The organism is Cupriavidus campinensis, assembly GCF_905397395.1.
Taxonomy (GTDB): Bacteria; Pseudomonadota; Gammaproteobacteria; order Burkholderiales; family Burkholderiaceae; genus Cupriavidus; species Cupriavidus campinensis.
In genome coordinates this window covers 15,150-31,895 of sequence record NZ_CAJPVH010000003.1, presented here as the reverse complement: position 1 = coordinate 31,895, position 16,746 = coordinate 15,150, and the positions used below count along the sequence as shown (strand labels likewise).

General features: G+C 65.6%; 14 protein-coding genes. 4 read left to right on the top strand and 10 right to left on the bottom strand.

The window, feature by feature from the left end; genetic code table 11:
- Positions 1-38 precede the first annotated feature (38 nt).
- On the bottom strand, positions 39-1,055 hold the full coding sequence (locus tag KHO18_RS02840) for a class 1 fructose-bisphosphatase (protein ID WP_144201651.1): 1,017 nt from the start codon (positions 1,053-1,055) through the stop codon (positions 39-41).
- A gap of 95 nt (positions 1,056-1,150) precedes the next feature.
- A complete protein-coding gene (gene pepN / locus KHO18_RS02835) occupies positions 1,151-3,862 on the bottom strand; it encodes an aminopeptidase N (protein ID WP_211942750.1) in 2,712 nt (903 codons plus the stop codon).
- Positions 3,863-4,024: 162 nt separating this feature from the next.
- On the opposite strand from pepN, the gene KHO18_RS02830 reads away from it, so the two are divergent.
- Together KHO18_RS02830 and KHO18_RS02825 are read left to right on the top strand one after the other, a co-directional pair.
- The gene (locus tag KHO18_RS02830) at positions 4,025-4,762 is read left to right on the top strand and encodes a DUF4136 domain-containing protein (RefSeq protein ID WP_377731475.1); all 738 of its coding nucleotides are present in this window, start codon (positions 4,025-4,027) and stop codon (positions 4,760-4,762) included.
- 182 nt (positions 4,763-4,944) lie between these two features.
- A complete protein-coding gene (locus KHO18_RS02825) occupies positions 4,945-7,266 on the top strand; it encodes an NADP-dependent malic enzyme (RefSeq protein ID WP_211942749.1) in 2,322 nt (773 codons plus the stop codon).
- A 150-nt stretch (positions 7,267-7,416) separates the two neighbouring features.
- Here the strand turns inward: KHO18_RS02825 and KHO18_RS02820 are convergent, their stop codons facing one another.
- The 8 genes from KHO18_RS02820 to KHO18_RS02785 all read right to left on the bottom strand — a co-directional run bounded on the left by KHO18_RS02820 (position 7,417) and on the right by KHO18_RS02785 (position 14,722).
- Positions 7,417-7,662, bottom strand: coding sequence for a hypothetical protein (locus KHO18_RS02820; RefSeq protein ID WP_092292299.1), 246 nt, complete (start codon positions 7,660-7,662; stop codon positions 7,417-7,419).
- A 187-nt stretch (positions 7,663-7,849) separates the two neighbouring features.
- Entirely contained in the window at positions 7,850-8,473 is a 624-nt protein-coding gene (locus KHO18_RS02815) for a hypothetical protein (RefSeq protein ID WP_244844486.1), read from the bottom strand.
- A gap of 40 nt (positions 8,474-8,513) precedes the next feature.
- Positions 8,514-9,191, bottom strand: coding sequence for a VIT1/CCC1 transporter family protein (locus tag KHO18_RS02810; protein ID WP_144201645.1), 678 nt, complete (start codon positions 9,189-9,191; stop codon positions 8,514-8,516).
- A 246-nt stretch (positions 9,192-9,437) separates the two neighbouring features.
- A complete protein-coding gene (locus KHO18_RS02805) occupies positions 9,438-10,553 on the bottom strand; it encodes a porin (protein ID WP_144201643.1) in 1,116 nt (371 codons plus the stop codon).
- A gap of 144 nt (positions 10,554-10,697) precedes the next feature.
- Positions 10,698-11,228: a 2-oxo-4-hydroxy-4-carboxy-5-ureidoimidazoline decarboxylase gene (gene uraD / locus KHO18_RS02800; RefSeq protein WP_144201642.1), complete on the bottom strand. Its 531-nt coding sequence runs from the start codon at positions 11,226-11,228 to the stop codon at positions 10,698-10,700.
- A complete protein-coding gene (puuE, locus tag KHO18_RS02795) occupies positions 11,225-12,169 on the bottom strand; it encodes an allantoinase PuuE (protein ID WP_144201640.1) in 945 nt (314 codons plus the stop codon). The genes uraD and puuE overlap by 4 nt, the downstream gene beginning before the upstream one ends.
- Before the next feature lie 228 nt (positions 12,170-12,397).
- Entirely contained in the window at positions 12,398-13,804 is a 1,407-nt protein-coding gene (locus KHO18_RS02790; RefSeq protein ID WP_144201638.1) for a nucleobase:cation symporter-2 family protein, read from the bottom strand.
- Between the two features lie 171 nt (positions 13,805-13,975).
- Positions 13,976-14,722, bottom strand: coding sequence for a GntR family transcriptional regulator (locus KHO18_RS02785; protein WP_149136443.1), 747 nt, complete (start codon positions 14,720-14,722; stop codon positions 13,976-13,978).
- 355 nt (positions 14,723-15,077) lie between these two features.
- Here KHO18_RS02785 and uraH point away from each other — a divergent pair, with 355 nt between their 5' ends.
- Both uraH and KHO18_RS02775 read left to right on the top strand, forming a co-directional pair.
- On the top strand, positions 15,078-15,431 hold the full coding sequence (gene uraH, locus KHO18_RS02780; RefSeq protein ID WP_144201634.1) for a hydroxyisourate hydrolase: 354 nt from the start codon (positions 15,078-15,080) through the stop codon (positions 15,429-15,431).
- A gap of 31 nt (positions 15,432-15,462) precedes the next feature.
- Complete coding sequence (locus KHO18_RS02775; RefSeq protein WP_144201632.1) at positions 15,463-16,671, top strand: urate hydroxylase PuuD; 1,209 nt, start codon at positions 15,463-15,465, stop codon at positions 16,669-16,671.
- Positions 16,672-16,746: the final 75 nt, after the last annotated feature.

The window sequence follows — 16,746 nt, the reverse complement described above, 5'->3', positions numbered from 1 at the left end:
CTTGTCCTGCATCCCCCTATATATATAGAGGGACTGGCTTACGCCTTGCCTTCGGCTTCCCGGTGGTAGCGCGTGATGCGATCCACCTCGTTCTTGGAGCCGAGCACCACCGACACGCGCTGGTGCAGCTGGGTCGGCTGCACGTCCAGGATGCGGTCGTGGCCGTTGGTGGCCGCGCCGCCGGCCTGTTCGACCAGGAACGCCATCGGGTTGGCCTCGTACATCAGGCGCAGCTTGCCCGGCTTCTCCGGCTCGCGCTTGTCCCACGGATAGAGGAACACGCCGCCGCGGGTCAGGATGCGGTGCACATCGGCCACCATCGACGCCACCCAGCGCATGTTGAAGTTCTTGCCGCGCGGGCCTTCCTCGCCGGCCAGGCATTCGTCGATGTACTCGCGCACGGGCGGGGCCCAGTGACGCATGTTCGACATATTGATGGCAAATTCCTTGGTGTCTTCCGGAATCTGCACGTCCGACTGGGTCAGCACGAAGCTGCCGGCCTCGCGGTCCAGCGTGAACATATGTACGCCGTTGCCCACGGTCAGTACCAGCGTGGTCTGCGGGCCGTACACGGCATAGCCGGCTGCCACCTGGTGCGTGCCCGGCTGCAGGAAGTCGTGCTCGGTCACGGTCTGGCCCGGCTTGGGCATGTGCAGCACCGAGAAGATCGTGCCGATCGACACGTTCACGTCGATATTCGACGAGCCGTCGAGCGGATCGAACAGCAGCAGGTACTCACCCTTCGGGTAGCGGTTCGGGATCTCGTAGAACGAGTCCATTTCCTCCGAGGCCATCGCCGCCAGGTGGCCGCCCCACTCGTTGGCGTCGAGCAGCACTTCATTGGCGATGACGTCCAGCTTCTGCTGGGTCTCGCCCTGCACATTGCCGGTGCCGGCCGAGCCGAGCACGCCCGCGAGGGCGCCCTTGCTCACGGCGTTGGAAATGGCCTTGCAGGCGCGCGCCACCACCTCGATCAGCAGCCGGAGCTCCGGCTGGATCGTGTTGTGCTTGCGCTGCTCCTCGACCAGATAGCGGGTGAGGCTGATGCGTGTCATGTGGGTTCTCCTTCGATGGCCGCAATTCTACATGTCTGCCGCTACAGACATCGCAGTTTTACGAATGGTTGCCGCTCCGTCCTCAGCCGGCGGGGTCAGGCAGCCAGTGACTTGCCGACGATCTCCCGCACGTCCCGCGAGAGCGTCTGGGACGCCGCCACGCGCTCCAGCGCGGCGCGCATGCGGTCCCGCAGCGGCAGCGCGTACTTCTGCCAGCGATCCATCACCCGCGCCAGCCGGGCGGCCACCTGCGGGTTGATGGCGTCCAGCGCCAGCACCTGATCGGCCCAGAATTCGTAGCCGGAGCCGTCCTCGGCGTGGAACTGCGCCGGATTGCCCGAGCAGAAGCTGAAGATCAGCGAGCGGGCGCGGTTCGGGTTGCGCAGGTTGAAGGCGGGGTGGGCCATCAGCGCGCGCACGGTGTCGATGGTGCGCTTGCCGGCGTGCGGGCCCACGTCGCCGCGCTGCATGCCCTGGAGCGAGAACCACTTGTCGATGACCAGCGCGTCCTGCTCGAAGCGCTGGTAGAAATCCGCCAGCGCGTGCTCGCGGCCCGGCGCGAAGCTGTTGACCAGCGCCGACAGCGCCGCGGCGCGGTCGGTCATGTTGTCGGCCTGCTGGTAGTGGGTGTCGGCCAGCGCCTGCATGGCGGCGTCGCCGCTGTCGGCCAGATAGCCGAGCGCCAGGTTGCGCAGCGCGCGGCGGGCCATCGCATCCGCGTCGGGGCTGTACGGCCCCGGAGTGGCGTTGGCTTCATATGCGGCGAGCCATTCGCGTTGCAGCGCGCTGGCCAGGCCCTCGCGCATGAACAGGCGGGCGCGGTGGATCGCGGCCGGATCGGCCACGCCCATGCGCTCGGCCAGATAGGCTTCGGCAGGCAGCATCAGCGCCTGCTCGCGGAACGCCGGGCTCAGCGAGCCGTCCGTCAGCACGGCGCGGAAGGCAGCCACCAGCGCAGGGTCGAGCTTCAGTTCCCGGCCGGCCTGCACCTCGCCCACCAGTTTCAGCAGCGCGCGCGTGGCCAGGCGCTGGCCGGCTTCCCAGCGGTTGAACGCGTCGCTGTCATGGGCCAGCAGGAAGGTCAGTTCGGCATCGGAGTATTCATAATCGACGATGACCGGCGCGGAGAAGTCGCGCAGCAGCGAGGGCAGGGGCGCCTTGTCGCCGCGCGGCAGCCCCGTGAAGCGGAAGGTCTGTTCGGCCTGCGTGAAGTCGAGCACGCGGGTGGTGCCACGCTGGGTAGCATCCCCGGCCCGCTCGCCTTCGAGGTGCAGCGGCAGGTCGGCGCCATCGGCACCGATCAGGCCCACCGCGAACGGGATGTGGAACGGCTGCTTTTCGGGCGTGCCCGCGCGGGTCTCGATGCCGACCTTGGGGCAGCGCTGGGTCAGCGTTAGCGCCAGCGTGCCGGCGGCGCCGTCCCACGCGGTCTTCACGCTGACCACCGGCGTGCCGGCCTGGCTGTACCAGAGCCCGAACTGGGTCAGGTCGCGGCCGTTGGCGTCGGCCATGGCGGCGCGGAAGTCGTCGCAGGCCACGGCCTGGCCGTCATGGCGCTGGAAGTACAGGTCCATGCCCTTGCGGAAGCCGTCGCGGCCCAGCAGGGTCTGGTACATCCGCACGACTTCGGCGCCTTTCTCGTAGACCGTGACGGTGTAGAAGTTGTTGATCTCCTCGTAGCTGTCCGGGCGCACCGGGTGGGCCATCGGGCCGGCATCCTCGGGGAACTGCACCTGGCGCAGCACGCGCACGTCCTCGATCCGCTTCACCGCGCGGCCGGACTCGGAGCCCATCATGTCCGCCGAGAACTCCTGGTCGCGGAACACCGTCAGCCCTTCCTTGAGCGAAAGCTGGAACCAGTCGCGGCAGGTCACGCGGTTGCCGGTCCAGTTGTGGAAGTACTCGTGCCCCACCACCGACTCGATATTGGCGAAGTCCACGTCCGTGGCCGTCTGCGCATTGGCCAGCACGTACTTCGTATTGAAGATGTTCAGGCCCTTGTTCTCCATCGCCCCCATGTTGAAGTCGCTCACGGCGACGATCATGAAGCGGTCAAGGTCGAGTTCCAGCCCGAAGCGGCGCTCGTCCCAGCGGATGGCATGGATCAGGGAGTCCATGGCGTGGCGGGTCTTGTCGAGGTCCTGCGGCTCCACCCAGACCTGCAGCAGCTTTTCCTTGCCCGAGGCGCTGGTGATGCGCTCCTCCACGCAGGCCAGCTTGCCGGCCACCAGCGCGAACAGGTAGGACGGCTTGCGGAACGGGTCTTCCCAGACCGCTTCGTGGCGGCCATCGGGCAGCGCGCGCTCGGACAGCAGGTTGCCGTTGGAGAGCAGCACCGGGCTGGCGGCGCGGTCGGCGCGCAGCGTGACGCGGTAGGTCGCCATCACGTCGGGTCGATCGAGGAAATAGGTGATGCGGCGGAAGCCTTCGGCTTCGCACTGGGTGAAGAAGTTGCCGTTGGAGACGTAGAGGCCGGACAGCGTGGTATTTGCCGCCGGGTTGCAGGCGGTGGTGATGGCGAGCGTGCCCTGCGCCGGCAGGCCGGTCAGCGTGAGCGTGCCGGCGTCTTCCTTCGCGCTGGCGAACGGCTGGCCGTCGAGGGTTACGCCGAGCAGCTCCAGGGCCTCGCCCACCATGACCAGCGGGGCGTCGCCGGTCGCGCCGGGCGCGCGCTGGAAGGTCAGCGTGCTGGTGACGACGGTGCGTTGCGGGTCCAGCTCCAGCACCAGATCGACGTGGTCGATGGCGAAGGCGGGCGGAGTATAGTCCTTGCGATAGACGGTAACGGGCGTATCGGTGCGCAGCATGGGGAATCCTGTCTTCGGAGTGACCGGGGGCGGGCGCCACGGCGGGTGGCGGTGCGGAAGGTCCGCGGGAGTCCCCATTGTAGCCAAGGGCGGCGGGGAATTCCGCGAGACCGCCCGTGTCTGAAGTCTGGTAGGACGAACGAACAAGAACGAGGTATCGCGATGTGGGATTTGGTAGCAGGGATGGGGCGACGGGCCGTGGTGGCGCTTGGGGCGCTGGGAGTATTGGGTTTGGCTGGCTGCGCCAGCACGGTGACCACTGAGGTCACCGCCTTCCGGCAGGCCGGGTGGCAGAACGACGCGCCGCGCACCTACGCCTTCGAGCGTGCGCCGGTGCAGGCGCCGGCCGGGCAGGCGGCGGGGCAGCCCGCCCAGGCCCCGCAGACTCAGCAGGCTCAGCAAGTCCAGGCTCAGGATTCCCAGCTCGAATATGAGACCTACCAGGCGTGGCTGGCCGAGGCGCTGGCCGGCGTAGGCTTCGAGCAAACGCCGCCGGGGCAGGCGCGCTACCTCGTCAGCATGGACTACGGCGCCGTGCCCGGCATGGTGCGCGTGGCCGAAACCTACTATTCCGATCCCTGGTACGGCCCGTGGGGACCGTACTGGGGGCCGTACGGCGGCTACTACCGGCCCTATGGCCCGTGGGGCTGGGGCCCTGGCTATTGGCCGCCGCAGACCGTGGTGCGCGACGTGCCGGTGACGTTCTCCAGCCTGCGCATCTTCTTCAAGGACGCCGCGAGCGGCAAACGCGTGTACCAGATCACCGCGCGCAATACCACCGAGGGCGGCAGCCTGGCGGGCGTGATGCCGTACATGATCCGCAGCGCCCTGACCGAATTCCCGTCCGAGAACGGCCGGCCCCGGCGCGTGACACTGGAAGTCGACAAGGACAAGAAGTAATTGCGGCGCGGCGCATGGGACGCCCGCTGGTTCACCCATAAGACAAGGCGATTGCCTACCGTGCGGTAAAAGGAGTTTTTGCGCCAGATTCGCGCAAAACTGCTGCCGGCACGCGGCAAAGCGCAACCAGCCGCGAAATGGCTGGGCTAGAATGGCTCCTCGATTTTTTCCGGTACGAGCAAATGAGCAGCAAGACAAGCGGTGATGCACCGCAACATGCCCCCAATAGCCCTGAAGCGCAGTTGCGTCTCGCCGCGCTGGAATATCACCGCAGCCCGACCAAGGGCAAGATCCAGGTAACCGCCACCAAGGCGCTGTCCAACCAGCGCGACCTGTCGCTGGCCTACTCGCCGGGCGTGGCCTATGCCTGCGAGGAGATCGCCAAGGATCCGTCGATGGCCGCCGAGTACACCTCGCGCGCCAACCTCGTGGCCGTGATCACCAACGGCACCGCCGTGCTCGGCCTGGGCGATATCGGCCCGCTGGCTGGCAAGCCGGTGATGGAAGGCAAGGGCTGCCTGTTCAAGAAGTTCGCCGGCATCGATGTGTTCGACATCGAACTCGATGCCCGCGACCCGGACAAGATCGTCGAGATCGTCGCCGCGCTGGAGCCCACGCTCGGCGGCGTGAACCTCGAGGACATCAAGGCGCCCGAGTGCTTCTATATCGAGAAGAAGCTGCGCGAGCGCATGAACATCCCCGTCTTCCATGACGACCAGCACGGTACGGCCATCATCTCGGCCGCGGCACTGCTGAACGGCCTGAAGGTGGTGGGCAAGGAAATCGGCAGCGTGAAGGTGGCCGTGTCGGGCGCCGGCGCCGCTGCCATCGCCTGCCTGGACACCATGGTGAGCCTGGGCCTGAAGCGCGAGAACATCTCCGTGGTGGACTCGAAGGGCGTGATCTATGTGGGCCGCGACGCCAACATGGAAGCCAACAAGGCCCGCTACGCGCAGGACACCGCCAACCGCACGCTGGCGGACATCGTCAACAACGCCGACGTGTTCCTGGGCTGCTCCACCGCTGGCGTGCTGACCGGCGAGATGGTCAAGACGATGGCCGACAAGCCGATCATCCTGGCGCTGGCGAACCCGGAACCGGAAATCCGCCCGGAAGTGGCCAAGGCCGCGCGCCCGGACTGCATCATCGCAACCGGCCGGTCGGACTATCCGAACCAGGTCAACAACGTGCTTTGCTTCCCGTACATCTTCCGTGGCGCGCTGGACTGCGGCGCGACGAAGATCACCGAGGAAATGAAGCTGGCCTGCGTGAAGGCGATTGCCGAGCTGGCCGAAGCCGAGCTGAACGACGCCGTGGCCGCTGCCTACGGTGGCCGTGAGCTGAAGTTCGGCCCGGACTACATCATTCCCACGCCGTTCGACCAGCGCCTGATCGAGAAGATCGCGCCGGCCGTGGCGAAGGCCGCCGAGGAATCGGGCGTGGCCACGCGGCCGATCCAGGACCTGGAAGCCTATCGCCAGCAACTGACGCACTACGTCTACCACACCGGCCTGATCATGAAGCCGGTGTTCTCGGCCGCCAAGGCCGCGCCGAAGCGCGTGGCCTACGCCGAGGGCGAGGAAGAGCGCGTGCTGCGTGCCGTGCAGGGCGTGGTGGACGAGGGCCTGGCCAAGCCGATCCTGATCGGCCGCCCGCACGTGATCCAGATGCGCATCGAGAAGGCCGGCCTGCGCCTGCGCCCGGGCGTGGACTTCGAGCTGATCAACCCCGAGGACGATCCGCGCTACCGCGCCTATCACGAGGCCTACCACGCGCTGCGCGGCCGCGACGGCGTGACGCCGGACATGGCCAAGGTGGCGCTGCGCCGCTCGAACACGCTGATCGGCACCATGCTGATGCATATGGGCGATGCCGATGCACTGCTGTGCGGCACCGTGGGCCGCTTCGAAGCCCATCTGGAGCACGTGCGCGACGTGATCGGCCTGGCGCCGGGCGCCAAGGTGTTCGCCGCCATGAACGCGCTGATGCTCGAGAAGTACACGCTGTTCATCACCGATACCTTCGTGAACGAGGACCCGACCGCCGAGGAACTGGCTGCCATCACGCAACTGGCCGCCGAGGAAATCCAGCGTTTCGGCCTGCATCCGAAGGTGGCGATGATGTCGCACTCGATGTTCGGCTCGTCGAACCGCCCGTCGGCACGCAAGATGCGCGACGCCGCCGCGATCCTGGCCAAGGTGGCCCCGCAGCTGGAAGTGGAAGGCGAGATGCAGGGCGATGCAGCACTGGTCGAGGACGTGCGCCGTCACTTCCTGCCGAACACCAAGCTGGCCGGTAGCGCCAACCTGCTGGTCATGCCGACGCTGGACGCCGCCAACATCGCCTTCAACCTGCTCAAGATCACGGGCGGGCAGGGGGTGACGGTGGGCCCGATCCTGCTGGGCGCGGCCAAGCCGGTGCATATCCTGAACCCGCAGGCCACCACGCGGCGCATCGTCAACATGACGGCCGTGGCCGTCGCGGAGTCGAGCGCGGTGCGCTAAGTGTCTGGCGCGGCGCGCTAGGCAGCGGCCGGCAGGAAAGCGCTGGTGCCAAAGAAAAACCGGGCCTGAGGAAACTCAGGCCCGGTTTTTTCATGTCGGTGCGCTGGCAGCGTCTGCCGGGGTTGCCAGCGCGTCGGCGGGGCGATTGCACTATTGCAGCACGTTGTACTGCTCCCGCATTACCACGATGATCGAGCGTGCCGCTGCCATGCGATGGGACAAGTCGTCAAAGGTATCCTCGCGAAAATCAACCTCAGCGCTCCAGTTGCAACCCGTATGGTCCGGCTGGTGCACGCGCATGGCGTGAAGTTCCGCCTCGCCGCATTCAGGGTTGTTGTCCAGGCACTGGCTCAGGATAGCCATCAATTCCGACCGGGTCTTCGCATAGCGCCTCATGAGTCACCTCTTTGGTTCGCCGCGGGATTCGCGCTGGTTCGTGGTCCGGCCCACAGTCCGGACAATTAATTTATGCAGCGGGCGGGTCAGTCGCCAATTGAATCCACCTATGGAGCACCGGCTTCCGATCCTTCCCGGCATGTATTCCGCAGCGCAGCAATCGCCGCCGTCCTGGCCATCCGCTGCGCTAGAACGCGATCCCCATCGACACCACCACCACCTGCGCCGACGAAGCAGGATTGAACCAGTACACGCCCGCGGTGACCCGCTTGAACGTTACCTGCGCGAACGGGCCGCGTTGAATGTCGCGATCCGATTGATAGGCGCGCGTCCGCTGCACCGCGAGGCCGAGCCTGAGCCAGTCCGCCGGCCGATAGGCGAGTTCGCTCCACGCATAGACGTAGCTCGATTCGCGCTCGCGCTGGTCATGCACGTATTCGATCTCGATGTAGTAGTCGAACTTCCGCCAGGCAAGACTGGCCTCCAGGCCGCCGATCGGGCCGCGAACGTCGCCGCCGACCCAGCCCACGATCGGCGTAGCGGAGTAGGTGAGGGCTTCGCCGCCGGCAAAGGTCCACCCGACGAAGGCCGACATCGCGCGTCTCGCCTCATAGTTGACCCGTGTCTCCAGACGCAGCGCGCCAATATTCGCGCCGACGATGCCGGTCACGTACTGCTCGCCATGACGCGGAATGTTCCAGTAGGCCGTGGCGGCGAGGCTTTTCTCCGGGCCGCCGGCTTCCTTCGCTTCTTCCCCCACTTCGGCACGCGCGTCCTGGCAGGCCATTGCCATTACCGCTGCCATTGCCATGCCGGCGCCGCCGACCATCACCCGGCAACGGGGGCGCATGTCAGCCACCCAGGGCGATGACCGCCATGGTCAGCGCCAGACCCAACGCCAGCATGCCGAAGCCAGCGCGTATGGCACCAAAGCCTGCGTAGTGCCCGAGCGCCATGCCACCCGCGAACAGCATGATCATCGAGAGCACGCGTGAGATGAGCAACGCAAGCGGCACGTGGTCGATCAGAACGAACGGCAGTGCCACCGGGAAGGTCGACAGCACGACGATGAAGAAGATGCGGACTGAGCCGAGCCAGTCGGCGGCGTCGAGGGTGGGGCGCGTCGGCAGGGCGGTCGCACCGGCCAGCCGGGCGCGGATGGCTTCCAGCTCGGTGTCGTCGACGAGCGTCCTCATCGCCGGCGGCAGCGTGTCGCGGATGATCCGCACGGCTTGCGCGGGATCGGCGGCGTGCTGCACCGCCAGCGCCAGCCTGAGCCGCTGGCCGCGGTTTGCCAGCGTCCGCACGAGGAACATGACCGCGTCGACGAGCCCCCAGGCAAGGTTGCAGCCCAGCGCCGCGCGTAGCATCAGGTGCCCCGCGTCAGGACCGACCGAAGTGGAGACGGCGCCGACAAACGTCAGGGCCATGAACAGTCCAAACAACATCTCTGACACGCGGTCGACGATATCGAGCACGGGCTCGCGTGTTTCCGCTGCGTTCTCGATGGCGATGTGGTTCGGATTCATGAGGCGTCGTTCCTCGAAAAGTGCCGGCAGCCTGACCTATTTATAGGCGGATCTTCGCGAGGATTCGCTTGGCCGAAAGGCCCGATCGCGCCAATCGCCGCGGGTAGCCGGAACGAGGACGCGATGAGGCCGTGATGCGGTGTGCCTCATGATGCACCGTCGGTATGGCGCCAAAAAAAATGCCGTCCAGCGCCTGGCTGGACGGCATCGCCGCCGAAACGGCTTCCGTCTGACCGGTGACCCGGATCAGAACTTGTGACGCATGCCCACGCCGAAGGTATCGCCGTGCTCGAGGCCAGTGATCTTGTCGTAGAAATACGCTGCGTACACGTCCGTACGCTTCGACAGGTTGTAGTCGTAGGCCACCGCGAACGTGTTGCGCTTGAAGCTGGCCACGTCGTTCAGCGTCTTCACGTAGCCGTACGAGGCCAGAACGTTGCCCGCGCCCACCGGCACCGAAACGCCGGCCTGGCCGTCCATGTGCTTGATGTCGCCGTTGACGTTGGCGTTGACGTCGCTCTTGATGTACTGGCCCTGCGCGAACACCTTCACGACCTTGAAGTCGTACGACAGGCCCACCTGCACGGCGTTCTGCTTGTCGAAGCCCTGGATGTACGGGCTGTTGACGCTGCCGGTGGAGTTGGTCAGGTCACCCGGGGTGCTGTCGAACTTGACCTGCTGGTAGGCCACCGTCGCGGCGAAGTTGCCGACGAAGTACGTCAGGTTGGCGCCGAACTTGTTCTTGCTGTTGTTGCCGGCCGACTCACCCAGGCTGTAGATGAAGTTGGCGGTCAGGCCGCCGAACGTCGGCGTGGAGTAGACGATCGAGTTGCTCCAGCCGGAGTCGCCGATGATGCCCGGATCGTACAGCTGGCCGTTGTTGACCGTGAAGTACGTGTGGAAGATCTGCGGCGAGAACACGTACGAGTCGACCAGCGGGTTGAACAGGATCGTCGAGACGAAGTACGGCGTAGTGTTGCGGCCGAGCTTGACCGTGCCGTAGCTGTTGTTCTGCAGGCCGACATACGCATTGCGGCTGAACATCGAGTCGCCGTTGAAGCGGCCCATCGAGCCGGAGTCGGTGCGGAAGAAGCCGTTCAGGTCGAAGATGGCCTTGGTGCCCATGCCCAGGTCCTCTACGCCCTTGATCCCCCAGTAAGACGTCTGCATGCCGCCCGAATTGGCCACAAAGGCTCGGTCGCCGTTGCCCGGGCTCTTGACGCCACCGACGAACATGTCGGCCTGGCCGTACAGCGTGACGCTGGACTGGGCCATGGCCGCGCCGGAAAAGAGCATGGCGGCGACGGCCGCCAGCTTGATCGCCGGCTTGGAAGCCGGCTTGTTGTTGTACTGCTTCTGCATGGTAAAGACCTCCGTGGTTGTGATGCCTGCTCAGAACGTTTCTTGTGTGTGCCGGAACCCTTCTGGGTCTCTCTGGTGTGTCGAACGTTGCTGCCCTTCTTTCTCTCTCTTCTTCCAGTTGCCGCGCTATGCGTGTCGCGGCAACTAAGTCGCGGATACTAAGTCGTTCAGCCGGAACTGCGCAATGCGATGAATCTGACTGATGCAAGTTTGCAACTCCACCCCGGGCGCGTTATCGAGGCGGCTTGCAAAAGCGTCGATGATGCCGTGGCGGTCATAGCCGCGAACGGCCAGGATGAACGGGAAGCCGAACTTCTGGTTGTAGGCGGCGTTGAGCGCCTGCAGCCGTTCGAACTCCTCGGCCGTGCATTGGTCGAGCCCCGCGCCGGCCTGCTCGCGCGTGGACTCTGCCGTCAGCTCGCCGCGCACCGCAGCCTTGCCGGCCAGCTCCGGGTGGGCGCGCACCAGCTTCAGCTGGGCGGCCTCGCCGGCGGCATCGACGGCACCACGCAGCGCGGCGGCCAGTGCTGCGGCGTCGGCGAACGGGCGCGCCTTGGCGGCGGTCTCGGCGAACCAGGGCGAATGCTCGTAGATGCCGCCTAGTACTTCGACGAATTCAGCCTCGGGCATCGCATTCAGCTGGGCGAGGGTGTAGGTCGTGCCGGTCGTGCTCATGCCTGGCTCCCGTGCGGATGGGTGTCGATCCAGTGGCGGGCGATGTCCACGCGCCGGCAGATCCATACCTTGTCGTGCGCCTGCACGTAGTCCAGGAAGCGTTGCAGCGCGCGGAAGCGGCCCGGGCGGCCGAGCAGCCGGCAGTGCATGCCGATCGACAGCATCTTGGGCCGGTCCTGGCCCTCGGGGTCGCCCTCGGCATAGAGCACGTCGAACGCGTCCTTCAGGTACTGGAAGAACTGGTCGCCCGTGTTGAAGCCCTGCGGCGTGGCGAAGCGCATGTCGTTCGAGTCGAGCGTGTACGGCACCACGAGGTGCGGCTTCTTCTCGCCGCCGGTGACTTCCACCTCGGTCCAGAAGGGCAGGTCGTCACCGTAGTAGTCGGCGTCGTACAGCAGGCCGCCGTGCTCCACCACCAGCCGGCGCGTGTTGGGGCTGTCCCGGCCGGTGTACCAGCCGAGCGGCATTTCGCCGGTCAGTTCCTTGATGATCTGCATGCCGATGCGCATGTGCTCGCGCTCGGTGGCTTCGTCGATGTTCTGGTAGTGAATCCAGCGCCAGCCGTGGCAGGCGATTTCGTGGCCCAGCTCGACGAACGCGCGCGTCAGCTCGGGATGGCGCTGGAGCGCCATCGACACGCCGAAGATCGTCAGCGGCAGCTTGCGCTGCTCGAACTCGCGCAGGATGCGCCAGACCCCGGCGCGCGAGCCGTACTCGTACACGCCTTCCATGCTCATGTGCCGCTCGGGATAGGCCGCGGCACCGATGATCTCGGACAGGAACTGCTCGGAGCCGGCGTCGCCGTGCAGCACGTTGTTTTCGCCGCCTTCCTCGTAATTGAGCACGAACTGCAGCGCGATGCGCGCGCCGCCCGGCCAGCGGGCGTGCGGCGGCTGGGCGCCGTAGCCGATGAGATCGCGTGGATAGTTATCGTGTGTCATCTCTTATATGTCTGCTTCAGGAGAAATCTGCTGCTCGCATGAGCGAAGGTCTCGATTGTTGTCATCGCCCCTGGCTGAAGCGACTTCACTTACGCAAAGCGCGTGCCAGAGGCGTCTCATGCGAGTCCGGCGCTGTTGACATGTTTTAGCGATGGTTGCGCGCCAAATGCCGTCAAAAACTGTCGGACAAAAATGTTGAATACGATTGTTGAATCAGGATTGTTGGGCTCACTCCGTGCCGTGGGAGTTGGCCGCTGCGCTGCGCATGGCCTCGTCGGCCGATTGCATGCCGTTGAAGAACAGGTTCAGCACGACCGCGACGATGGTGCCCAGCACGATGCCGCTGTGCGTGAACGGATCGGTCCACTTGGGCAGGTACTGGAACAGCGTGGGCGAGAGCGTGGGGATCATGCCGAAGCCGATGGAGATCGCCACGATGAACAGGTTGTGCCGGTTGCGGGTGAAGTCGCAGCTACCCAGGATGCGGATGCCCGACGCGGCGACCATGCCGAACATCACGATGCCGGCGCCGCCGAGCACGAACTGGGGCACCGACGCCACGATGTGCGCCATCTTCGGGAACAGGCCGAACGCGATCAGGATCACGCCGCCGGCTGCCGCCACGTAGCGCGAGCGCACGCCGGTCACGGTGACCAGGCCCACGTTCTGCGAGAACGAGGTGTACGGGAAGGTGTTGAAGATGCCGCCGATCACGGTGCCCAGGCCGTCGGCGCGCAGGCCGGCGGTCAGGTCGTTGCGGCTAAGCTTGCGGCCGGTGATGTCGGAGAGGGCCAGGAACATGCCGGTGGACTCGACCAGCGTGATCAGCATCACGATGCACATCGACAGGATGGCCGTGATCTCGAACGTCGGCATGCCGAAGTGCAGCGGCGTGATGATGGCCACGTAGCTGGCTTCGTTCAGGCCCTCGAACGAGACCTTGCCGAACGCCATCGCCACCACCGTGCCGATCACGATGCCGAGCAGCACCGCGCAGTTGGCGATCAGCCCCCGGCCATAGCGCGAGAGCAGCAGGATCACCAGCAGCACCAGGCCGGCGATGGCCAGGTTGCCGAGGTCGCCGTAGGCGAGGTTGGGCACGTCCTTGACCACGCCGTCGATCACGGTGCGCGTGGTGGGCTGGCCGCCGCCGGCCCAGTTGATACCCACCCGCATCAGCGACACCCCGATCAGCGTGATCACCGTGCCGGTCACCACGGGCGGAAACAGCCCGAGCATGCGTCCCATCATCGGCGCAATCAGCACGCCGAACAGCCCTGACGCGATCACCGCGCCGTAGATGCCGAGCAGGCCCACGTTGGGGTCGTTGCCGATGGCGATCATCGGTGCCACCGAGGCAAACGTCACGCCCATCATCACGGGCATGCGGATACCGAACTTCCAGAAGCCGATGGCCTGGATCAGCGTGGCGAGCCCGGCCGCGAACAGATCGGCATTGATCAGGAACGCCAACTGGTCCTTGGGCAGCTTGAGCGCCCCGCCGACGATGAGCGGTACGGCAACGGTGCCGGCGTACATCACCAGCACGTGTTGCAGGCCCAGCGCCAGCAGGCGCCCGGAGGGCAGCCGTTCGTTGGTGAGGTCCGTGGGGACCGTGGTGCTTGGGGAAGTCATGGGTGTGTCTCCTCTCCTTTGGTTTTGATGGGAACGCGCGCCGGGGTCCATGGCCTCTTGTAGTTATGAGGGTCTCGCGCCGTGCCTCTGTCGGGCGTTGGTGGCGGCGGGATTTGTGGGCCTGGCATCGGCAACAGGGGTGTGCTGTTGTCCGGCGGCGGGAACATCGCGCTAGGTGGAGCGGCCCAGCACGCTGCGAAGATCGAAATTGCCGGGTTCGTCCGGCTGCACGCGGTCCGCACAGGCGCCAAGGTGGTGCGCCATGCGCGACTGGGCGAGGGCGGCGTCGCCCTGTTCCAGTGCGTCGAGAATGTCGTCGTGTTCGTCGAACGAGCACGCGTTGTGGCCAGGGGACTCGACGCTGGCAATCATCAGCGTGGTGCGCGAGACCAGCCGGCGCATCATCGTCACCAGCAGCGCGTTGCCGGACAGCTCGGCCAGTGCGGTGTGGAACTCGGCGGAGAGCCGGATCCAGCGCGGGCGCGCGTGCGTCAGGAAGGCCTGGCGCTCGGACTCCACCATCTTGCGCAGCGGGGCGATCACGGTGCGGACGTTGGGCAGGCTGGCGAGCTTCTCCAGCACGGCGCGCTCGAGCATCTGGCGCAGCTCGAACATGTCGTGCGCTTCGTCGGTGGACGGGCTGGCGATGAACGCGCCCCGGTTGGGTTCGAGGTCGACCATGCCGTCAGCGGCCAGCCGCGAGAGCACCTTGCGCACGGTGTGGCGCGCGGTGGCATAGATCTCGCAAAGCGAATGCTCGGTCAGCTTGGTGCGCGGCGGCAGCCGGTGCTCCATGATCGCGTCGTAGATCTCGTGGTACATGCGCTCCTCCACGGAGCCCTTGCGGGCGGGCTTGTTATCGGAGGGGGTGGACTGGGCTTCGGCCACGGCGGCAATCAGTTTGAGATTCTTGGACATCCTGGGCACTCGCAAGGGAGACAGAGGGGATGATCGGGAGGAGCAACGATCGTAGCGAGTGGGTATCAAGTCGACATCAGGCGCCTTGATACCGGTCATACGGTCGCGTGGATCTAAAAATTGTTGACAATTATTTGGATATGCAAGCACTATTGTCAACAAAACCTGAGAAGGTTTTCGACAAGTACGGGAAATCCCCGAGTTGTCATACGGATTGGGCAGGCGCATTGTCGCCACGCACCAATCCAGCGCCGGGATGCGTTAAAAGACGTACCGAGCGGGCATCATTCCCACAAATGGTGCTAGTGAAGGCAGCGGCGCCCCTCACAACCCACACCCGCAAAGGAAGAACAGGATGGGACGCTTGACCACTCACGTTCTCGACACGGCCGCCGGCACGCCCGGTAAGGCGATGTCGGTCACCCTTCATAAAATTGTCGACAATCGCCGCGAGACGCTGAAGCAACTCGTGACCAACCACGATGGCCGTTGCGACCAGCCGCTGCTGGAAGGCGATGCGCTCGTGGCAGGCGTGTACGAACTCGAGTTCGGCGCCGGCGACTATTTCCGTGCCCAGGGCGTGCAGTTGCCCGACCCGGCATTTCTCGACGTGGTGACGCTGCGCTTCGGCATTGCCGACACGGCCGCGCACTACCACGTGCCCCTGCTGGTGTCGCCGTGGTCGTACTCGACCTACCGCGGCAGCTGAGCATCAGGCGGACGGGAAAAGGAGACAAGTCATGGAAGGCTACATTCTCGACTGGGCCAATCTGCTGCTGCGTTGGGTGCACGTCATCACGGCCATCGCGTGGATCGGTTCTTCGTTCTATTTTGTCTGGCTCGACAACAGCCTGACGCGCCCCGAAGATCCGGCCCTGAAGGAGAAGGGCGTTGGCGGGGAACTCTGGGCCGTGCACGGTGGCGGGTTCTACAACCCGCAGAAGTACCTGACCGCACCCAAGTCGCTGCCCGAGAACCTGCACTGGTTCTACTGGGAGTCCTACTCCACATGGATGACCGGCTTCGGCCTGCTGGTGGTGCTGTACCTGTTCAACGCCAGCACCTACCTGATCGACAAGAACGTGTTCGACATGTCGCCCGGCGCGGCGGTCGGCTTCGCGGTCTCGTACCTGGTCATCGGCTGGGTGGTCTATGACTCGATCTGCCGGCTGTTCGGCAAGAGCGACCGCGTGGTGGGCATCCTGGTGGCGGTGTTCGTGGGCGTGGCGGCGTATGCGGCCTGCCATATCTTCTCGGGCCGCGCGGCGTTCCTGCTGACTGGCGCGATGATCGCCACGATCATGAGCGCCAACGTCCTGATCTGGATCATCCCGGGTCAGCGCAAGGTCGTGGCGGCGCTGAAGGCCGGCCAGCCGGTGGACCCGATCCACGGCAAGCGCGGCAAGCAGCGTAGCGTGCACAACACCTACTTCACGCTGCCGGTGCTGTTCGCGATGCTGTCGAACCACTACAGCATGACGTACGCGCACAAGCAGAACTGGCTGGTGCTGATCCTGATCATGCTGGCCGGCGTGCTGATCCGCCAGTTCTTCATCCTGAAGCACAAGGGCAAGATCAACGTGGCCTGGCCGGCCGCCGGCGTGGCGCTGCTGGGTGTGGTGGCGGTGATGATCGCGCCGCAGCCGCGCCCGCAAGTGGCCAGCAACGCCGCTGGCGAAGCCGCCACCGCGGTGAGCTTTGCCAAGGTGCAGGAGATCATGAACGCGCGCTGCGTGCAGTGCCACGCCGAGGCGCCCAAGATGATGCCGACCGCCGCCAAGGGCATCAAGCTCGATACCGTCGACGAGATCAAGGCGCACGCGCAGTTGATCTACCAGCAGGCGGTGCAGCAGAAGGCCATGCCGCTGGGCAACGTCACGCAGATCACGGAAGACGAGCGTGCGCTGCTGGGCCAGTGGTTCGAGGGCGGCGCGAAGACCACCAACTGAATTTGACCGGGCATCGGTGATCGACGGTCCGGGGGCTGTGCAGTCCCGGCAGCCGGCAGTACCGGACCGGCGAGG